Annotated in this window: 13 protein-coding genes, 1 pseudogene and 1 riboswitch; of the genes and pseudogenes, 4 read left to right on the top strand and 10 right to left on the bottom strand. The window is 67.4% G+C overall.

The window, feature by feature from the left end:
• Nucleotides 1-27: 27 nt before the first annotated feature.
• Nucleotides 28-1,632, top strand: a complete 1,605-nt coding sequence (locus tag EG854_RS06775; protein ID WP_123287149.1) for a M28 family peptidase — start codon at nucleotides 28-30, stop codon at nucleotides 1,630-1,632.
• On the opposite strand, the gene EG854_RS06770 is transcribed toward EG854_RS06775, so the two are convergent.
• The 5 genes from EG854_RS06770 to EG854_RS06750 form a co-directional block, all read right to left on the bottom strand.
• On the bottom strand, nucleotides 1,585-2,496 hold the full coding sequence (locus EG854_RS06770; protein ID WP_164461914.1) for a hypothetical protein: 912 nt from the start codon (nucleotides 2,494-2,496) through the stop codon (nucleotides 1,585-1,587). The genes EG854_RS06775 and EG854_RS06770 overlap by 48 nt on opposite strands.
• Nucleotides 2,497-2,563: 67 nt before the next feature.
• The gene (gene metB, locus EG854_RS06765; RefSeq protein WP_123287145.1) at nucleotides 2,564-3,757 is read right to left on the bottom strand and encodes a cystathionine gamma-synthase; all 1,194 of its coding nucleotides are present in this window, start codon (nucleotides 3,755-3,757) and stop codon (nucleotides 2,564-2,566) included.
• Entirely contained in the window at nucleotides 3,754-4,716 is a 963-nt protein-coding gene (gene metX, locus EG854_RS06760) for a homoserine O-succinyltransferase MetX (RefSeq protein WP_164461912.1), read from the bottom strand. Before metX ends, metB begins: the two co-directional genes overlap by 4 nt.
• Before the next feature lie 132 nt (nucleotides 4,717-4,848).
• A riboswitch (SAM riboswitch) is annotated at nucleotides 4,849-4,980 on the bottom strand.
• Between the two features lie 46 nt (nucleotides 4,981-5,026).
• The gene (locus tag EG854_RS06755) at nucleotides 5,027-6,013 is read right to left on the bottom strand and encodes a DUF6607 family protein (protein WP_123287141.1); all 987 of its coding nucleotides are present in this window, start codon (nucleotides 6,011-6,013) and stop codon (nucleotides 5,027-5,029) included.
• A 49-nt stretch (nucleotides 6,014-6,062) separates the two neighbouring features.
• Nucleotides 6,063-8,276: a TonB-dependent hemoglobin/transferrin/lactoferrin family receptor gene (locus EG854_RS06750; RefSeq protein WP_123287139.1), complete on the bottom strand. Its 2,214-nt coding sequence runs from the start codon at nucleotides 8,274-8,276 to the stop codon at nucleotides 6,063-6,065.
• 117 nt (nucleotides 8,277-8,393) lie between these two features.
• Here EG854_RS06750 and EG854_RS06745 point away from each other — a divergent pair, with 117 nt between their 5' ends.
• Entirely contained in the window at nucleotides 8,394-8,843 is a 450-nt protein-coding gene (locus EG854_RS06745; RefSeq protein ID WP_123287137.1) for a hypothetical protein, read from the top strand.
• Here the strand turns inward: EG854_RS06745 and ychF are convergent.
• The gene (ychF, locus tag EG854_RS06740) at nucleotides 8,840-9,934 is read right to left on the bottom strand and encodes a redox-regulated ATPase YchF (RefSeq protein WP_123287135.1); all 1,095 of its coding nucleotides are present in this window, start codon (nucleotides 9,932-9,934) and stop codon (nucleotides 8,840-8,842) included. The genes EG854_RS06745 and ychF overlap by 4 nt on opposite strands.
• Nucleotides 9,935-10,013: 79 nt before the next feature.
• Nucleotides 10,014-10,445 (bottom strand): copper chaperone PCu(A)C, encoded by a 432-nt coding sequence (locus EG854_RS06735; RefSeq protein ID WP_123287133.1) that lies wholly within the window; start codon nucleotides 10,443-10,445, stop codon nucleotides 10,014-10,016.
• Nucleotides 10,446-10,611: 166 nt separating this feature from the next.
• On the opposite strand from EG854_RS06735, the gene EG854_RS06730 reads away from it, so the two are divergent.
• Complete coding sequence (locus EG854_RS06730) at nucleotides 10,612-12,039, top strand: DUF4139 domain-containing protein (protein ID WP_241153157.1); 1,428 nt, start codon at nucleotides 10,612-10,614, stop codon at nucleotides 12,037-12,039.
• A 5-nt stretch (nucleotides 12,040-12,044) separates the two neighbouring features.
• Nucleotides 12,045-13,694 (top strand): DUF4139 domain-containing protein, encoded by a 1,650-nt coding sequence (locus EG854_RS06725; protein WP_123287131.1) that lies wholly within the window; start codon nucleotides 12,045-12,047, stop codon nucleotides 13,692-13,694.
• A 3-nt stretch (nucleotides 13,695-13,697) separates the two neighbouring features.
• Here EG854_RS06725 and pth read toward each other — a convergent pair whose 3' ends face one another.
• The 3 genes and pseudogenes from pth to EG854_RS06710 all read right to left on the bottom strand — a co-directional run bounded on the left by pth (nucleotide 13,698) and on the right by EG854_RS06710 (nucleotide 16,353).
• On the bottom strand, nucleotides 13,698-14,306 hold the full coding sequence (gene pth, locus EG854_RS06720; protein ID WP_123287129.1) for an aminoacyl-tRNA hydrolase: 609 nt from the start codon (nucleotides 14,304-14,306) through the stop codon (nucleotides 13,698-13,700).
• A 170-nt stretch (nucleotides 14,307-14,476) separates the two neighbouring features.
• Nucleotides 14,477-15,091: pseudogene (locus tag EG854_RS06715) on the bottom strand (50S ribosomal protein L25/general stress protein Ctc); the annotation flags it as partial.
• Between the two features lie 149 nt (nucleotides 15,092-15,240).
• Nucleotides 15,241-16,353 carry a hypothetical protein gene (locus EG854_RS06710; protein ID WP_123287125.1) on the bottom strand — a complete coding sequence of 371 codons (1,113 nt, stop codon included), beginning with the start codon at nucleotides 16,351-16,353 and terminating at the stop codon, nucleotides 15,241-15,243.
• Nucleotides 16,354-16,434 lie beyond the last annotated feature (81 nt).

The raw sequence follows: 16,434 nt of genomic DNA, 5'->3' as shown, positions 1-16,434 counted from the left end.
CGCCCGAAATTCATCCCGGAGTTCCCCATGTTCCGTCGTCTTCTGGGTGGCGTCGCCGCCGCTGCTGTCCTCCTGTCCGCCAGCGCGAGTCTGGCCCAGGACATCTCGGCCGACCGCCTGTCCGAGCACATTCGCGTGCTGGCCGATGACAGCTTCCAGGGCCGCGTCCCGGGCGAGGTCGGCGAGGCCATGACACTCGAATACCTGCAGGGTCAGTATGAGGCCATGGGCTTTCAGCCCGGTGGTCCGGATGGCCAATGGTTGCAGCCCGTCACCCTCTTCCGCTTCACACCGGCCCGCGCGCCGGTGGCCTACTGGACCGCGCCGGATGGCACACAGCATCCGCTGGCGGCGACCGACATCCAGCTGCGTTCCTCCAACGACAGCGGCCGGGTCGAGATCGCCGATGCGCCGGTCGTCTTCGCCGGCTATGGCATCACTGCGCCCGAACGCGGCTGGGACGACTACGGCGACCTCGATGTGACCGGCAAGGTCGTGATCGTGCTGGCGGGTGAGCCCGAGGGCGAACTGTTCCGGGGCGAGTACAACTCGGCCTATTCCAGCGGCGGCTACAAGAAGATGGAGGCCCTGCGTCGCGGCGCGGTCGGCGTCATCACCCTGGTGCTTGACCAGGCCAGCTGGCAGGGCATGGCCGGGCGTCCCGCCCGCACCCGCACGACGGTCGAGGGGCTGGACCCCATCCCCTTCACCGGCACCATGGGCGCAGTCACCGCCATGCAGTGGGGCTCGGCCGCCGGCGTCGATCACGGCGCCATGGCGACGGTCGATACGGGCCAGTTCAAGGCCATTGAGCTGACGGGCGTCCGCCTGAGCGTCGACATCGAGGAAGCCCGCGAGGAAATTCAGACCTATAACCTTCTGGCCAGGATCGAAGGCTCCGAGAACCCCGACGAGGTCGTGATCTTCTCGGCCCACTGGGACCACGTCGGGGTCAGCTCGCCCGATGCCCACGGCGATACCATCTTCAACGGCGCCTGGGACAATGCCTCGGGCACGGCCGGCATTCTGGAACTGGCGCGCGCCTTCTCGCTCTCGCCGCAGCCGAAGCGCACCGTCGTCTTTGCTCACATGGCGGCCGAGGAAATGGGCCTGCTGGGCGCCTATGCCTATTCGGTCGATCCCGTCTATCCGCTGGAAACCACGGTCGCGGACCTGAACATCGACATGCTGCCACTCAGTGGTCCGACCCGCGATGTGGCCATCTTCGGCTTTGGCCAGAACTCGCTGGAAGACGATCTGGCCGTCCTCGCCGAGGCCGAGGGCCGCTATGTCACGGACGACCGCGAGCCGGAGCAGAACTACTATTTCCGCTCGGACCACTTCCCCTTCGCCCGCTCCGGTGTGCCCGCCCTGATGCCCTGGCACGGAGTGGATCTGGACGAGGGTGGCATTGAGGTCGGCCTGCCAGAATATCAGGCCCTGTTCTCGCGCGACTATCACCAGCGCAGCGATGAATGGCGCGAGGATTACGACCTTCGCTCGGCGGTCGAGAACCTGACCCTGATGTACCAGCTGGCGTGGGACCTCGCGAACTCGGACCGCTGGCCCACCTGGAAGGCGGACTCAGAGTTCGGCGCCATTCGTGCCCGCTCCGACGCCGCTCGCCAATAGGTCACTCAGGTCGGCCCAGACGCTCCCGGCTGTCGGGCCCCGCCCGGCCCCCAGCCCGGACCGGCTCAGCACCCGTCCGTCGGCCAGGGTGATGCGGATGGCATTGCCGGCATCGGCCAGCTCGGCGAACAGCGGGTCGCCCGCCACCGGCGCCAGGGTGATCTGCCCCCCGACGCTGTCGGCCACCGCCAGCTGGCGCACCGGCGCCGGGCCCGGCTGGAAATCGGGACCCAGCGTCTCGACCCGGTCCGGCAACCGCGCCCCCGGCCCGAAGGCGGCCCGGCTGAGCAGGAACAGCTTGGCCGCCGCGTCCCGGCCGGTCAGGTCGGCGGACGGATCTGCCTCGGCAAACCCCGCCGCCTGCGCCTCGGCCAGGGCCGCCTCGAACGGATGCCCCGCCGCCAGCCGGTTCAGCATGAAGTTGACCGTGCCGTTCAGCACCGCCTCGATCCGCCGGATCGGCCCCAGCGCCCGGGCCAGTCTGACCGTCTCCAGCATCGGCACGCCCCCGCCGACGGCCGCCGAATACCGCAGCGTCGCTCCGGTCGCCGTCGCCAGCGCTGACAGGCCCTCGACGTCGGCCGCCACCGCCTGCTTGGACGCGCTGACCACATGGATGCCCCGCGACAGGGCCGCCCGGATCAGCGCCAGCGACACCGAGGCATCCGAAAGGGTGTCGATCACCACATCCGGCTCCCGTGCCAGAAACGCCGCCGGATCCGTGAACAGAAGCCCGGGTGCCGGCGCTGGCGAGCGGAACTTGCCGGGGGTCTGCACCAGCACCCCGACCAGCGCGATGTCCGGCCGGTCCAGCAGGCGCGGCAGCACGCCCCCGCCCACGACACCACATCCAGCGAGGGCCACCCTCAGTGGTCCTCTCGCTTCAGGCAGAAGGCCGAGGGGGGATCGGCTCAAGAGAAGGGCGGTCATCTCAGGCCGCCTTTCGCTGGTCGGAGACAAGGGCAGCGCGGGCCAGTCCCGCTGCCAGTTCGGCGCGCAGGTCCTCGACATGCTCGAGCCCGATCGACAGGCGCAGCAGGCCCTCGGTGATCCCGGCGGTCTCTCGGGCCTCGGGCGTCATGGCGGCATGGGTCATGCCTGCGGGATGGGCGATCAGGCTCTCGACCCCACCGAGGGACTCGGCCAGGGTGAAGACCTGCAGCCCTTCGACCAAAGCCCGGGCGGCGTCCCTGCCGCCGTCCAGCTCGAGGCTGAGCATGGCGCCGAATCCGGCCTGCTGACGTTTGGCCAGCGTATGCCCGGGATGGTCGGCCAGTCCCGGATAGTGGACGGCCCGCACGCCCGGCTGCCGGACCAGCCAGTCGGCCAGATCGCCCGCAGTGGCCTGCTGCCGCTCGATACGGACGAACAGGGTGCGCAGGCCGCGCAGGGTCAGCCAGGCGTCGAACGGCGCGCCGGTCGTACCCAGACAGTTGGCCCACCACGCCAGCCGCTCGTGGTCCTCAAGCGTGGCGCTGATGACCGCGCCTCCGACCACATCCGAATGGCCGTTGATGAACTTCGTTGTCGAATGGATGACCCAGTCCGCCCCCAGCGAGATCGGCTGCTGCAGGGCGGGGGACAGGAAGGTGTTGTCGACGGCGACTTTTGCCCCTGCTGCATGGGCTGCCCGGCACACAGCTTCGATGTCGGTCAGGCGCATCAGCGGGTTGGACGGCGTCTCGGCCAGCACCAGTTTCGGCTGGCGGGTGAGGACTTCATCAAGGGCAGTGGCGTCGGCGAAGTCGACAAAGGCCACCTCGAAATGACCCCGCCGGGCGCGGGCGTTCAGCAGGCGGTGCGTGCCGCCGTAGCCGTCGTGCGGCGCGAGGACCAGATCGCCGGGCGACAGCTCGCTCAGCACCAGATCGACGGCGGCCATGCCGCTGGCGGTGACGACGGTGCCGGCGCCGCCTTCCAGCGCCGTCAGGGCCTCGCCCAGCAGGTCGCGGGTCGGATTTCCCGAGCGGCTGTAGTCGTAGCGGCGTTTCCCCTCCAGCCCGTCGAAGCTGTAGTTGGCGCTCAGGTGCAGGGGCGGCATGACCGCACCATGGGCCGGGTCCTGATCGATGCCGACGCGGGCGAGGCGGGTGGCGAGGTCATGGGGGGAGGGGGGACAGGTCATGCGGCAAGCTCGGAAAGACAACAGGACAGGGGGGCGGCCAGGGCCGAGGCGATAAGGTCGGCGACCACGGCCTCTTCCTTGAGGAAGCCGTCGTGGCCGTAGAGCGAGGGCGCGCGGACACAGGCGCGCAGGTTCGGCAGTCGCTCGGCCAGCGCATTGAGGTCGGAGATCGGAACGAGCTGGTCCGACGTGAAGCCGAGGAGCGTAGTCGGCACGGTGACGGCTTTCGGCTCGACCCGGTGGCGGTCCAGCGAGTCCGACAAGCTGATCCAGCGTTCCGCCGTCATGCGCGGCACATAGGCACGGCCGCGGGCCTTCAGATAATCGCAGACGGCGTAGGGCTGGCCGGCGGCTTCCGGCGTGGCGTCCTGGCCGAAGCGCAGGTTCAGTTCCTTGGGCGTGCGATAGGTGGTCATGGCCAGTTCGCGGGCCAGGGCGACGGCCTCGGCGGGGCGCCCTGTCTCGATGCCGAAGGCGAGGATGCGGCGCTGGATGCCACGCAGCGCCGTGGCGTGGGTGGCGGGGCGATGCGGGGCCGAGATGGCGATAAGCTGCTTCAGCCGCTCTGGGAATAGCGACGCAAAGGCCAGTCCGACCATGCCGCCGTACGAGGCGCCGATCACGGCCTCCAGTCGCGGAATGCCAAGATGATCAAGCGCGATGGCGACGGCGCGGGCCTGATCGGCCGGGGTCAGGGTGCGGATCCGCTCCTCAGCCGGCCCAGGCAAGAGGTCGAGGCCCAGCACCTGATAGCGGTTCAGATCGACCGGACCGCCCGGGCGCACGATGCGGGGCCACCAGGCCGGTCGTCCGTCGCCGACATCCGCCACGCGCCGGTCCGACGAAATTCCGCCGAGGACCACGAGGACGGGCGCCCTGTCCGGCCCGAACCGGCGAAGGCGCATGGTCGTATCGGTGAGCGGCTGCCCGTCGCTGAGGCAGAAGCCCGGCAGAGGCACGGTGTGGTCCCGCCAGGCGGGGAGGGTGGGAGAGGAAAAGACAGCAGGCACGACACGACGAACTCCGCCCATCGAGTACCCGTGCGTGGATCGACCCGTGAAACGGCGGGACCTCGAAAGAGGCCGTCGATTCACTCATCTCTCGCGGACCGGGTCGTGAGACCGTGATCCTCGCAGGAGTTGGCACCATCTCGCGAAGAGGGTCTCTTCGCGAAGGTTGCCCCGGCGTCAAAGGGCCTATCCCTCGACCGGTCTTGATGAGTGACTTAAGCGTGGCGACGGCAAGCGCAGCCGTCAAGCAGAAAAATGATCAGCTACCGGAAGTGGCATCCATGATCATGGTGCGGGCCTCGGCCAGCGCCGCTTCGGTGGTGGTTTCTCCGGCGTGAATCTGGTCCGCCAGACCCATCAGGGCCGGTCCGGTGACGGCCCCGGCATTGGGCTCTTCCTCGACGCGGATGCCGCCGTCGCGGGCGATCACCTCGTCCCACAGGCTACGAACACCGGCCCAGTAGGCCTGGGTATCAGCCCAATAGGCATCTCCGGGGGCAGCATCATATCCGTCCCACTGGCGATAGGTATTGACGACGTCCTCGTGCACGATCACCTGACCCTCGCTATCATCGCCCTGGGCACCAGACATCTTGAGGTTGTCCTGAATATGCACCCAGCCGAACGGGGTCAGGGCGTGACGGTTGGTCCCGACATAGCGGTCATAGACCGGATCACGAACCGCATCCCGGCGGGCCAGCGGACGCAATGTGGGCGCCGATGCCCATTCGGTCATGCCGTGGTCGTACGTCCAGACGCCGACGCCGCCGTAACGGGGCGAGTCGTCGGTCTGCCACACCGTCTGGGACCAGGCGCCCTTGCGCTGGTCTTCCGGTACAGGAGTCAGCACCCACTGGTCAGGCCCTGCATAGGTCAGGACGGCTTCGGGCTCATAGACCCAGTCCTGGCGCCAGTGCTTGATCACGAAGGTCTGGCCCTCATGATCCATGACCAGAATGTGCTGCAGGCTGATGCGGGTGCCGTCGTCATAGACGACCCGCACGATCTCGTTGCCGCCCGAGAGTTTCTCGTCGAGCGGCTCATAGCCGTCGACGAACGGAACAGTTTCGCGCATGTCGAACCGCACGCGGAACTGTCCGGCCTGGGAGAGGATGGCCTGGCGGTCGCGCTGGAATTTCGCGTCGGCCGTCGCCTGCGCAGGGGCCTGGGCGAGGGCGGTCGCGGGAAGGGCGGCGACCGGCAGACAGGTGCCGATCAGAAGGGCGACGGCAAGGGCAGCACGCATGGGGGGGGTGTCTCCAACATGAAAGTCATTCGCATTATCGCTTCCCGGCTCACAGACGCAAGGTCAGGGAGATCGAAACATTGCGACCGGGCTGGGTGTAGGCGTCCAGCACGGTGGAGGTGGTCGACAGGCCCGACACGTCACTCCACCAGCCGTAGGTCTCATCAAACACATTGAAGACGCCGACACGGGCCGTGACCTTATCCGTCACATTCCAGTAGCCGGTCAGGTCGAACAGGGTGAAGTCGTTCCCGACGTAGCAGTTCGGCGAGCACGCCAGACCGGTGGTGTCGGCCGCATCCTTGGCCTCGGACCAGGTGACGATGGCCTGGCCGCCGAAGGCGCCCGACGGGGCATCCCAGCCCAGGCCGGCGACGACCTTGAGCGGGTCGATCGCGGGCAGGGCCGTGGTGGTGCCCGCCGTGGTCTGATCGCCCTCCGCCCAGGCGGCCGAGACGCGGGCGCGGAGCCTGTTGTCCCAGGAGGCGTCGCTGCGGAACTCCAGCCCCTTCACCTCGACGTCGGTGAAGTTGACGTATTGAAAGACCGCCGGGTCCATCGGGGTGAAGGCGCCCGACACGACTTCCTGGCTGATGAAGTCCTCATAGTCGGCCTGGAAGGCCACGGCCTGCAGCGCCATCCGTCCTCCGTTCCAGACCGGAACCTCGCGCAGGCGCAGGCCCGCCTCGAGGCTCCGGCTGGTCTCCGGCTTCAGGTCGGGATTGGGCGCCGAAATGTAGCCGAAGGCGAGGTTGCCGAAGGCGCTGTTCACCTGCGACGGGGTCGGGGCCTTGAACCCCTCCGCATAGGAGGCGAACAGGCCGAAATGGTCATTGGCCCACCAGACGACGCCCAGCTTGGGCGACAGGCGGCTGTCCTCCTGATCCGCCTTGGCGCCCGTGAACAGCGGATCATCGGCCGTCGTCAGCTCATAGGCGTCATAGCGCAGGGCCGGAGTGATGCGGAGCGACCCGCCCGCCAGAACGATCTCGTCCTGAATGAACAGACCGGAAAGGGTGTAGTCCGTCTCCGGGAAGGGGCTGGAGGGGAAGGTCTCGCCGAACGGCGGCAGGGTGCCGTCGCGCACACCGCTCTGGGTGGTTTCGGACCAGTCCCCGCCGAAGATCAGGCGGTGCTCGACCGAGCCTGACGTCAGCGTACGACGCCCCTGTGCGGCCAGACCCATGACATCATTGTCGAAGGTGTTGTCACGGGTGCGATCTGTCGCCGGTTGCCGGTCCTCGAAGGTGAATTGGCGGGTCTCGGACTCCTGCCGGTAGACGATGAGGGAGGCTTCATCCAGGCCGGGCAGTGCTTCAGTCCGCCAGTCCAGGCCGATGCGCTGGCGCGTCGTCTCGTCTTCGGCACGCAGATCCAGAACCGAGGCGCTGCGGCCCGACAGCACATTGGCGTCGACATCCGAACTGTAGGAGTCCCAGGTCAGGCCCAGCCGGTGGTCGGTGGCGACGTCCCAGACCAGTTTGGCCAGCAGGGCGTCAGAGCTGAAGCCCTGGGGGTTGGGCTCGGTCCGGGCGGCGCCCTCTCCGCCCACCGTGCCCTGATTGTCGGTCTCCGACGCATCGCGGTGGGTCCAGGCGACCAGACCGGACAGGGCACCGTCACGGCCGGCGAAGGACAGGCCGGTGGCGAGGCTGTCATCGGCCGAGCCGTAGGCGACGCGCGCCCGGGCGGTCCAGTTGCGGCTGGCGCCCAGCATGTCGACCGGGTCCTTGGTGGTGAAGGAGACCGCACCGGCCACGCCGTCCGAGCCGTAGAGGGCCGAGGCCGGGCCGCGCAGGATCTCGACCGACTTCATCAGGTCCAGATCGGAATAGCCGCCACGGCCAACGCTCTGTGGGCCAAAGGCATAGCCGTCGGGGGTACGGACTCCGTCCACGACGATCAGCACTCGGTCGCCGCCCAGACCGCGGATGGTGAAGCCCGCATTGCCGTCGCGGCCGGTCGAGCCGAGGGCGGCGCCGAATCGGGCTGGCTGGGTTCGGACGCTGACGCCCGGCTCGAACCGGACCAGATCCTTGATGTCGGTATAGAGGTTCTGCTCGATATCACGCGCGGTGATGACGGTGACGGTGGCGGGGGTCTCATCCACCCGGGTGGCGGTGCGGGTCGCCAGCACTGTGATCGGATCGAGGGTCACCGGGTCGATGACGGGGCTCGAGACAGGCCGGGTTTGGGCCAGAGCCGGCATGGCAGTGGCGGCCAGTCCGGCCAGAGCGGTGGTGAGGAGGAGGGTGGTACGCATGAGAAGCCCCGGGGAGTTACGGTGAAGGTGCGGGGCAATTACTGCGAACGATTATCAGAAGCAACCGCATTTGCGACTCGTTCTGAACACAGCGGCGACATGTGCGTTCCCTGCTTCATGAAAACCCTGCTCCGCCTTGCCGCCACCGCCAGCCTGGCCGCCGCCGTTGCGGCCTGTGGGAATGACCCGATGGAGCCCGGGCCCGTGACCCCGGATCCAGACGCACCCCTGCCACCGGCGGATCCGGCTCCGGCCCGGACAACGGGGCATGCGGAACTGTTGGGGGACTGGGCGGCCTATCCCGCCTGGTGTTCGAACACGACGGGTCCGGAGCGGCCTATCACCATCACGCTGACGCGCTTCGAGGGTTATGAAAACAGCTGCGCTATCGAGGCTTCACGCCCCATCGCGGACGGGCACGAACTGGATCTGGTGTGTGAGGCGGAAGGGCAGCAGAAGCGCGAAACCGTCCGGGCCTCGGCTACCGAGGACCGCCTGAGACTGTCTTACCCGGATCGGGACGGGGCGACGGTGGCGTTCACCCGCTGCCCGTCGGACCAGCCCTAGCTGAACAGGAAGTTCATGACGTCGCCGTCCTTGACGACATAGGACTTGCCCTCGGCCCGCAGCTTGCCGGCCTCGCGCGCCTTGGCCTCGCCGCGCAGGGCGACATAGTCGTCGTAGGCGATGGTTTCGGCGCGGATGAAGCCCTTTTCGAAGTCCGTATGGATCACGCCAGCCGCTTGCGGAGCCGTATCGCCGACATGGATCGTCCAGGCGCGCGCTTCCTTGGGGCCGACCGTGAAATAGGACTGCAGGCCCAGAAGGCTGTAGGCCTCGCGGATCAGACGGTTCAGGCCCGGCTCGGCCAGACCGAGGGTCTCGAGGAATTCCAGTTGCTCGGCTTCGTCCAGCACGGCCAGTTCCGAGTCGATCTTGGCCGAGATGACGACCGAGTTGGCGCCGTCCTTGGCCGCACGGGCGGCGACCAGATCGGACAGCTCATTGCCTTCGTCGGCCGAGTTCTCGTCGACATTGGACACATAGAGGGCGGGCAGGGCGGTCAGCAGCTGGAGCATGTCCCAGGCCTTGCGGTCTTCCTTGCTGATCTCGGCCGTCCGCGCGGGCTTGCCGGCATTCAGCTGGGTCAGGGCCAGATCGACCAGTTTGAGGTTCAGCTGGCTTTCCTTGTCACCGGCCTTGGCGCGCTTCTCCATCTGCACGCGGCGCCGCTCGAGGCTTTCGAGGTCGGCCAGCATCAGTTCCGTCTCGATGATCTCGAGGTCCGAGACCGGATCGATGCGATCCTCGACGTGGGTGATGTCGTCGTCGACAAAGCAGCGGGCGACGAAGGCAATGGCGTCGCAGTCGCGGATGTTGGCCAGGAACTGGTTGCCCAGACCTTCGCCCTTGGACGCACCGCGGACCAGGCCGGCGATGTCGACGAAGGTGATCCGCGAGGGGATGATCTCCTTCGAGCCGGCGATCTCGGCCAGCACCTTGAGGCGCGGCTCGGGCACGGCCACGTCGCCCGTGTTCGGCTCGATCGTGCAGAACGGATAGTTGGCCGCCTGGGCCGCCGCCGTCTTGGTCAGGGCGTTGAACAGGGTGGACTTGCCGACGTTGGGCAGGCCGACGATCGCGACTTTCAGGGCCATGGTACTCTCTGGGGAACGGGTCGAGGCGAGCCTTTAGCCGTTGGGCACCCGTTTGTCAGGCGCTAACCACCCCGGACCGTCAGTTGACGGCCGGATTGCCGACCCGGGCGGAGACGGTGACCGGGGCGGCATCCGCGAAGGTCAGGGCCAGGTCCACCGTGTCGCCCTCCGCAAGAGGAGCTGTCACCTGCATCAGCATGATGTGGTTGCCGCCGGGCTGCAGAGCCGTCACCTCACCCGCAGGAAGGGGCAGGCCGTCGGTCATTTCGGCCATGGTCATGACCCCGCCCGCGGTCGACATTTCATGGATCTCGGCCTTGCCCGCGGCATCGGTCGAGACCGAGACAAGGCGGTCGTCGGTGGTGGCGGCAAGGGTCATATAGCAGCCGGTCAGGTCGCGACCGTTCGGGGTCGGACGACAGACCGCATCGCTGATTTCGACGGAAGGCGCCGCGGCGTCCTGACAGGCGGCGACTCCGAGACAGAGCAGGGCGAGGGCGGGCAGGCGCATGGGACGGCTCCATCAGGCAGGGCGTGTGCGCAATGAACCCGGTCGCGTCATCAGGCAAGAGACGCGGTGTCGCGCCCGTCAGGAACGGACAGGGATTGGCTCTCGACAGGGTCCGGGGGCCGTGCCAGCGTGACCTCCACAAACTGCTGTATTCATGGAGATCGCCATGTCGCTTCGCCCGGGTTCGCTGAGAATGGGTCTGATGGGAGGGGCCTGTGCCCTGTTGCTGACAGGGACGGCGGTGTCCGCTCAGGAGCAGGTCGACAGCCGCCCCGGAGGTCCCGGCCGCGTGGCCATCACCATTTATAATCAGGACATCGCCCTGGTTGAGGATGTGCGGGACCTGAACATTCCGGAGGGCCGCTCGCGTCAGGAGTTCCCCGGCGTATCGGCCAGCATCCGGCCCGAGACCGTCGGCCTCAGCGGTCGGGGCCTGTCAGTGGTCGAGCAGAATTTCGACTATGACCTACTGACGCCCGACAAGCTGATGCAGAGCGCGGTCGGCGACACCATCGGCATCGTCCGCATCAATCCGGGCACCGGTCGCGAGACGACTGAACGGGCCCAGGTTCTGGCCGCCAATGAGGGCGTGGTGCTGCGGATCGGCGACCGGATCGAGGTGCTGCGCGACGACGGCGTGCCGACGCGGGTGATCTTCGACGAAGTGCCGGCCAATCTGCGCCCGCGCCCGACGCTCAGCGTGACGCTCGACGCCGAGGGTGGCGGACGTCGCGAGACGACGCTCAGCTATCTGACCAGCGGCCTGTCGTGGAAGGCGGACTATGTGGCCCAGTATGACGAGGCGGGCGGCAGCCTGGATCTGACCGGGTGGATCACCATCACCAACCGCTCGGGCGCGACCTTCACCGAGGCCAGCACGCGTGTGGTGGCCGGAGAGGTCAATCTGGTCAGCGGCGGCGGCTATTATGGTGGAGGCCGGAGCGGCAATGGTACTCAGTTCTCGGACGGGGCCGAAGGTATTGCCGACTATTACATCTACCCCCTCCCGGGACGGGTAACGGTCGCCAACAACCAGAACAAACAGGTCGGCCTGCTGGATGTGGCCAATGTGCCGGCGTCCAAGCGCTATCTGTTCCAGATGGGCGGCTTCTCCACCTATGAGCAGGCACAGTCGGCCGAGGTGGCGGTGCTGTTCCAGAACGGTCGCGCCTCGGGCGTCAGCCAAGCCCTGCCGGCCGGGGTGGTGCGCGTCTATGTGCGCGACGCGGGCGGTGAGCCCCGCTTCATCGGCGAGGATGAGATCGGCCACACGCCTGCGGGCTCGGACATCGCCATCACCACCGGTGATGCCTTTGACGTCACTGTTCAGCCGCGTCTGGTCAGCAATGAGCGGGTGGCCCCGCGCATCCTGAACACCGAACGGTCGCGCTATCGGATGGAATACACGGTGCGGAATGCCCGCTCCGAGCCGGTGGTGGTCGAGGTTCGCCAGACCGGTCTGGGCCGCGACACCGAGATCCAGGATCAGAGCATCCAGGGCGAGATGCGCGATGCCCGCACCATCGTCTGGCGCGTGCCGGTTCCTGCCAATGGCCAGACCGTGCTGACGGCGACCATCGAGACCGGCGGCTGATCCCGATGCGCACGGGCGTCAGTCTGATCGCAATACTGGCCCTGTCAGGGCTGGCGGCACCGATGGCCCTTGCCCAGGCTGTGGCACCCGTTGCCGTGGCGGAGCCCGCGGTAGCGGTCTCTTCTGGCCCAGAGGCCGTGTCGGTGGTCATCTACCGCGACCGGCCGGTGAATACGGTCGAACTGATGCGCCGGTCGCAGCAGAGCTGGAGCCGACTGGACCGCGAAGGTCTGGCCCTGATCGTCGAGACGCGCACGGTTGACCTGCCCGCAGGCGAGGCCGTGATCCGCTTCGAGGGCGTGGCCGGCGGCATCGTAGGCCAGAGTGCGGTGCTGGAGGGCCTGCCCGCCGGGGTGATCGAGCGGAATACCGACTTTGACCTGCTGACGCCCGGATCACTGTTCGAGCGGTCGATCGGCGAGACGGTGCGGGTGGTGCGCATCAATCCGGTGACCGGCGGTGCCGAGGAGCATGTGGCCTTGATCCGCGCCGGGGCCAACGGCCCGGTGCTGGAGGTCGACGGTGGCTTTGAGGCCCTCAGCTGCTCGGGCCTGACCCAACGTGTGGTGTTCGACCGCGTGCCCGAGGGGCTGAGCGACCAGCCCAGCCTGTCGGTGCGGACGCGTGCGGGCGAGGCCGGGCGCTATACGGTGACCCTGGCCTACCTGGCGACCGGGCTGCAGTGGTCGAGCGACTATGTGGCCGAGCTGGCGCCGGACGGGCGCTCCATGACCCTGACCGGCTGGCTGACCCTGGCCAATTTCGGCAGCACCGGCTTTGTCGATGCTCCGGTCCAGGCTGTGGCCGGCAATCTGCGGACGGAATATGGCACAGTGCCGGTCGATGCGGTGCGTCTGCCACGCCGCGCCGGCTGCTGGCCTCAGGATACGACGACCGAGGGCAAGAGTCCGGCGTATTCTGGGATGACCGAGCCCATGCCCCCGCCATCACCTCCCGCTCCGCCGCCACCTCCGCGCTTGCAGATGAGAGACGAAGTGGTTGTCACAGGCTCCCGCATCGCCGAGCAAGGCGAACTGGGAGACTACAAGATCTACACCCTGCCGGAACGGACCACGGTCGCAGCCCGCCAGACCAAACAGGTGCGGTTCCTGGAGCGGCGCGATGTGCCGGTCGAGAGGATCTATCGCGCGCGGATTAGCGGATCGTCGGACCTCGGCGGTGTCACCGGCCCGTTCCGGACCGACATCGTGCTGAAGCTCGACAATGATGCGGACTCGGCCCTGGGGCTGGCCCTGCCGGGTGGGACCTGGAGTCTGCGGCAGCAGCGCACGGATGGCCCGGCTTTCTTTACCGGAGAGGCCCGCAGCACCGATCGCCCGGTCGGCTTGCCGGTCGAGCTGTCGATCGGCCAGTCCCCCAATGTGCGGGTCCGTTACCGCACGACCGAGTACAGCTCCAGTCAGACAGGCGGGGTGACGACCACCGTCTATACGGTCCAGGTCGAGGTGATGAATACGGGGGCCGAGGCGGCCAGCCTCGAGGTCATTCCGTGGGCCTATTTCCAGCCGGGCTTCACCATCACCCGCGAGAGCCGTGAGAGCGGTATTACCGAGGGGGGCTATCCGGCGTGGAGCTTTGCGGTTCCGGCGGGCAGTGTCGAGCGGCTGAGCTTCAGCTATCGTGTCGAATATTGAGCGCTATTCGCCGTTCTGCGCGGCCTGACGCGGGCTGAATTTCGGCGCGGGGGCGAGGCGCAACACCTCGCCCTGATAGCGCTCGTCCTGACCGCTCAGCAGGAAGGGCAGGACGTCGGCGCAGGCGTTCAGCAGGGCATCTCGCCACGGATATTCGGCCTTATGAAAGTCCCCCAGCACATGGGGCATGACCAGTTGCGGCTCGCCCGGATGGCCGATGCCCAGGCGCGCCCTGCGGAAGTCGGCCCCCAGATGGGCGATCAGCGAGCGGATGCCGTTCTGGCCCGCCGCCCCGCCGCCGGTCTTCATGCGGAAACGACCCGGTGCCAGATCGATCTCGTCGTGGAAGATCACAATGTCCGCAGGCGCGAGCTTGAAGAAGCGCGCGGCCTCGCCGACCGCACGGCCGCTCTCGTTCATATAGGTCTGGGGCTTCATCAGCATGACCTTGTGGCCCTCGACCTCGCCGTCACGCACGATGGACTGGAATTTGGCCCGCTCGGGGCCAAAGCGCCAGCGGTCCGCGATCACGTCGGCCGCCATGAAGCCGATGTTGTGCCGGTTGTTCTGATACTTCGGCCCGGGATTGCCCAGGCCCGCCAGGATGATCATGGGCAGGGTCCAAAACGGTCGCGGCCCACTCCCTGAAGGGAATGGGCCGCGGGGTCAATTGAGCCGTGAAGCGAAAACCCGGAGGATCAGCCCTCGGGGGTCTCTTCGGCGTCGCCCTCGTCGCTCTGGGCGGTGGCGGGCACTTCGTCGGCAGCGACTTCTTCAGCCTCGGCCTCAGCGGCGGCTTCATCCGCAGCTTCGTCGGCGGCATCAGCCTTGGCAGCGGACGAAATCTTGATCGAGGCGACCATGAAGTCGCGGTCGCCGATGGCGGGCTCTACGCCCTTGGGCAGCTTGATGTCCGAGATGCGGATGGTGTCGCCCATCTTGTGACCGGCCAGATCGACGATCAGTTCCTCGGGGATGTGGTCGGCGCGGACCGAAATCTCGACCGTGTGACGCACGATTTCCAGCGAACCGCCCTGACGGAAGGCCTCGCATTCATCCTGGTTGATGAAGTGCACGGGCACTTCGATCTTGATCACCTGCTTCTCATCGACGCGCATCAGGTCGAAGTGCATGGGACGGTCCGACACGGGGTCGAACTGCACGTCCTTGGCGATGACCGGCTGCGTTTCCTTGCCGTACTTCAGGGTCACCAGGTGACCCAGCAGCTTGCCGGTGTACAGGTTCTTGCGGAAGTCCTTCTCGTTGACCGAGATGGCCACCGGGGCCTTGTCGCCACCGTACAGCACGCCGGGCACGGCACCCGCGCGACGGGCAGCGCGGGCGCTGCCGGTACCGACGCCGTCACGGACGTCAACGTTCAGAATGATCTCGGCCATCGGGCTCGCCTCAATAACGCACGCCGCGCTTCCAAAGACAGCGCGCAGCGGGGATTGCATCCCTCGAATTCAAGAGCGCGGGCTATTACACGGATGCGACCCGGCGTGCAACCGGCTTTGCATCCAATACAGCAACCCGCATGGGTGCCTCAGGGGCGACCGGGTGAAGGTGCTTGGGACTGGGCCGAGTCGGCAGCAGCGGCTGCGGTCGCAGCCGGGGCACCCGTCAGGGTGCCTTCGTCCAGTGCGAAGGCCGTGGTCGGGATCATGACCGGCATCGGCCCCATGCTCTGTGCGGCGCAGGTCGCCAGATCGCTGACGATATGCTGCCCGATGCAGAAGATGTCCTCATAGTGCGGTCGCGAGGCGGCCAGGCACTGGAACAGGTTCAGCTTGGACATGTTGAGGCAGAATTCGTTGTTGGTCTCGACGACCAGCGCCTCGGTATAGGTCCGGAAATCATCGCCCCCGGCGCCCAGTGCAGCCAGCGCCGCGATGGCCAGCGAATTGATCACCGGCTGGGTATAGGGCGGCTGAAGCTTGATCGGCGCCAGCTCAAGCCCGGAACCCGCGTGGGCTGCCGTAAACAGCAGGCTGGCGTCCTCTGCGGACGGCAGCATGACAACCACCGAGTTGGCCTTTGCGGCGTCAAGGCGGCCCTGGCGGTCGTCCATCGGGCGCGTCGCCCAGCGGCGTCGGGGGTCTGCGCGGCCCTGGATCGTATAGGCGTCCTCCTTGATGGCTTCGGCGATCGTCGACAGGGCGGCGATATCTTCGCCAAGGGTGCTGACGATCAGGCCGGCCGCAGCGTCAGCCCCGGGCAGGGTTGCGGCATAGGCCGGTTCCTGGATGATCCGGTTGATGATTTCCTCGCGCTGCACAGGGTCGGCGGCATACTGGCGTACCCCGGCGACGAACTCGGGCGATTGCAGCGCCAGGACGGCGCCATAGGCAATCATGCCGCGCGACAGCTGGGCCGGCTCATAGGCCGAGCCGGTGCGGATGGCGTTCTGGATGGACTCGGCATCGGGGAAGCCGGCTTCAATCGTGCCGACCTCGCGGATGAAGGCCACGTAGATGGAAGCGGCCTCGGACACACCCTGATTAAGGGCCAAGGCCGGCGGCGGCGGGGGAGGAGGCGGTGGCGGGGGCGGCGGTTCCGGCTCGGTCGCGGCACAGGCGGCGATCATGGCCAGAGCGGCGAGGGTGCCGCCCTTAAGGCCGAGCGACAGGGCGGTGGTGGACCGAAGAACTCGGGTCATCGACAGGGCTTCCCCACTGAATACTCAGGCGACGCGGACGAACGCGTCGCGATCCGGTCTCTTATAACGCGGGATGAAGCG

The organism is Brevundimonas halotolerans (assembly GCF_003730275.1).
GTDB classification, from domain to species: Bacteria; Pseudomonadota; Alphaproteobacteria; order Caulobacterales; family Caulobacteraceae; genus Brevundimonas; species Brevundimonas halotolerans.
Note: the sequence above shows the minus strand (reverse complement) of the source record. Positions and strands in the feature narration are given on the sequence as shown.

Excerpts from the sequence above, each read along its gene's own strand:
- pth (WP_123287129.1), bottom strand. The coding sequence starts at position 14,306 with ATGATCATCCTGGCGGGCCTGGGCAATCCCGGGCCGAAGTATCAGAAC.
- EG854_RS06730 (WP_241153157.1), top strand. The coding sequence starts at position 10,612 with ATGTCGCTTCGCCCGGGTTCGCTGAGAATGGGTCTGATGGGAGGGGCC.
- EG854_RS06775 (WP_123287149.1), top strand. The coding sequence starts at position 28 with ATGTTCCGTCGTCTTCTGGGTGGCGTCGCCGCCGCTGCTGTCCTCCTG.
- EG854_RS06750 (WP_123287139.1), bottom strand. The coding sequence starts at position 8,276 with ATGCGTACCACCCTCCTCCTCACCACCGCTCTGGCCGGACTGGCCGCC.
- EG854_RS06745 (WP_123287137.1), top strand. The coding sequence starts at position 8,394 with ATGAAAACCCTGCTCCGCCTTGCCGCCACCGCCAGCCTGGCCGCCGCC.
- ychF (WP_123287135.1), bottom strand. The coding sequence starts at position 9,934 with ATGGCCCTGAAAGTCGCGATCGTCGGCCTGCCCAACGTCGGCAAGTCC.
- EG854_RS06710 (WP_123287125.1), bottom strand. The coding sequence starts at position 16,353 with ATGACCCGAGTTCTTCGGTCCACCACCGCCCTGTCGCTCGGCCTTAAG.
- metB (WP_123287145.1), bottom strand. The coding sequence starts at position 3,757 with ATGACCTGTCCCCCCTCCCCCCATGACCTCGCCACCCGCCTCGCCCGC.
- EG854_RS06755 (WP_123287141.1), bottom strand. The coding sequence starts at position 6,013 with ATGCGTGCTGCCCTTGCCGTCGCCCTTCTGATCGGCACCTGTCTGCCG.
- EG854_RS06725 (WP_123287131.1), top strand. The coding sequence starts at position 12,045 with ATGCGCACGGGCGTCAGTCTGATCGCAATACTGGCCCTGTCAGGGCTG.
- EG854_RS06735 (WP_123287133.1), bottom strand. The coding sequence starts at position 10,445 with ATGCGCCTGCCCGCCCTCGCCCTGCTCTGTCTCGGAGTCGCCGCCTGT.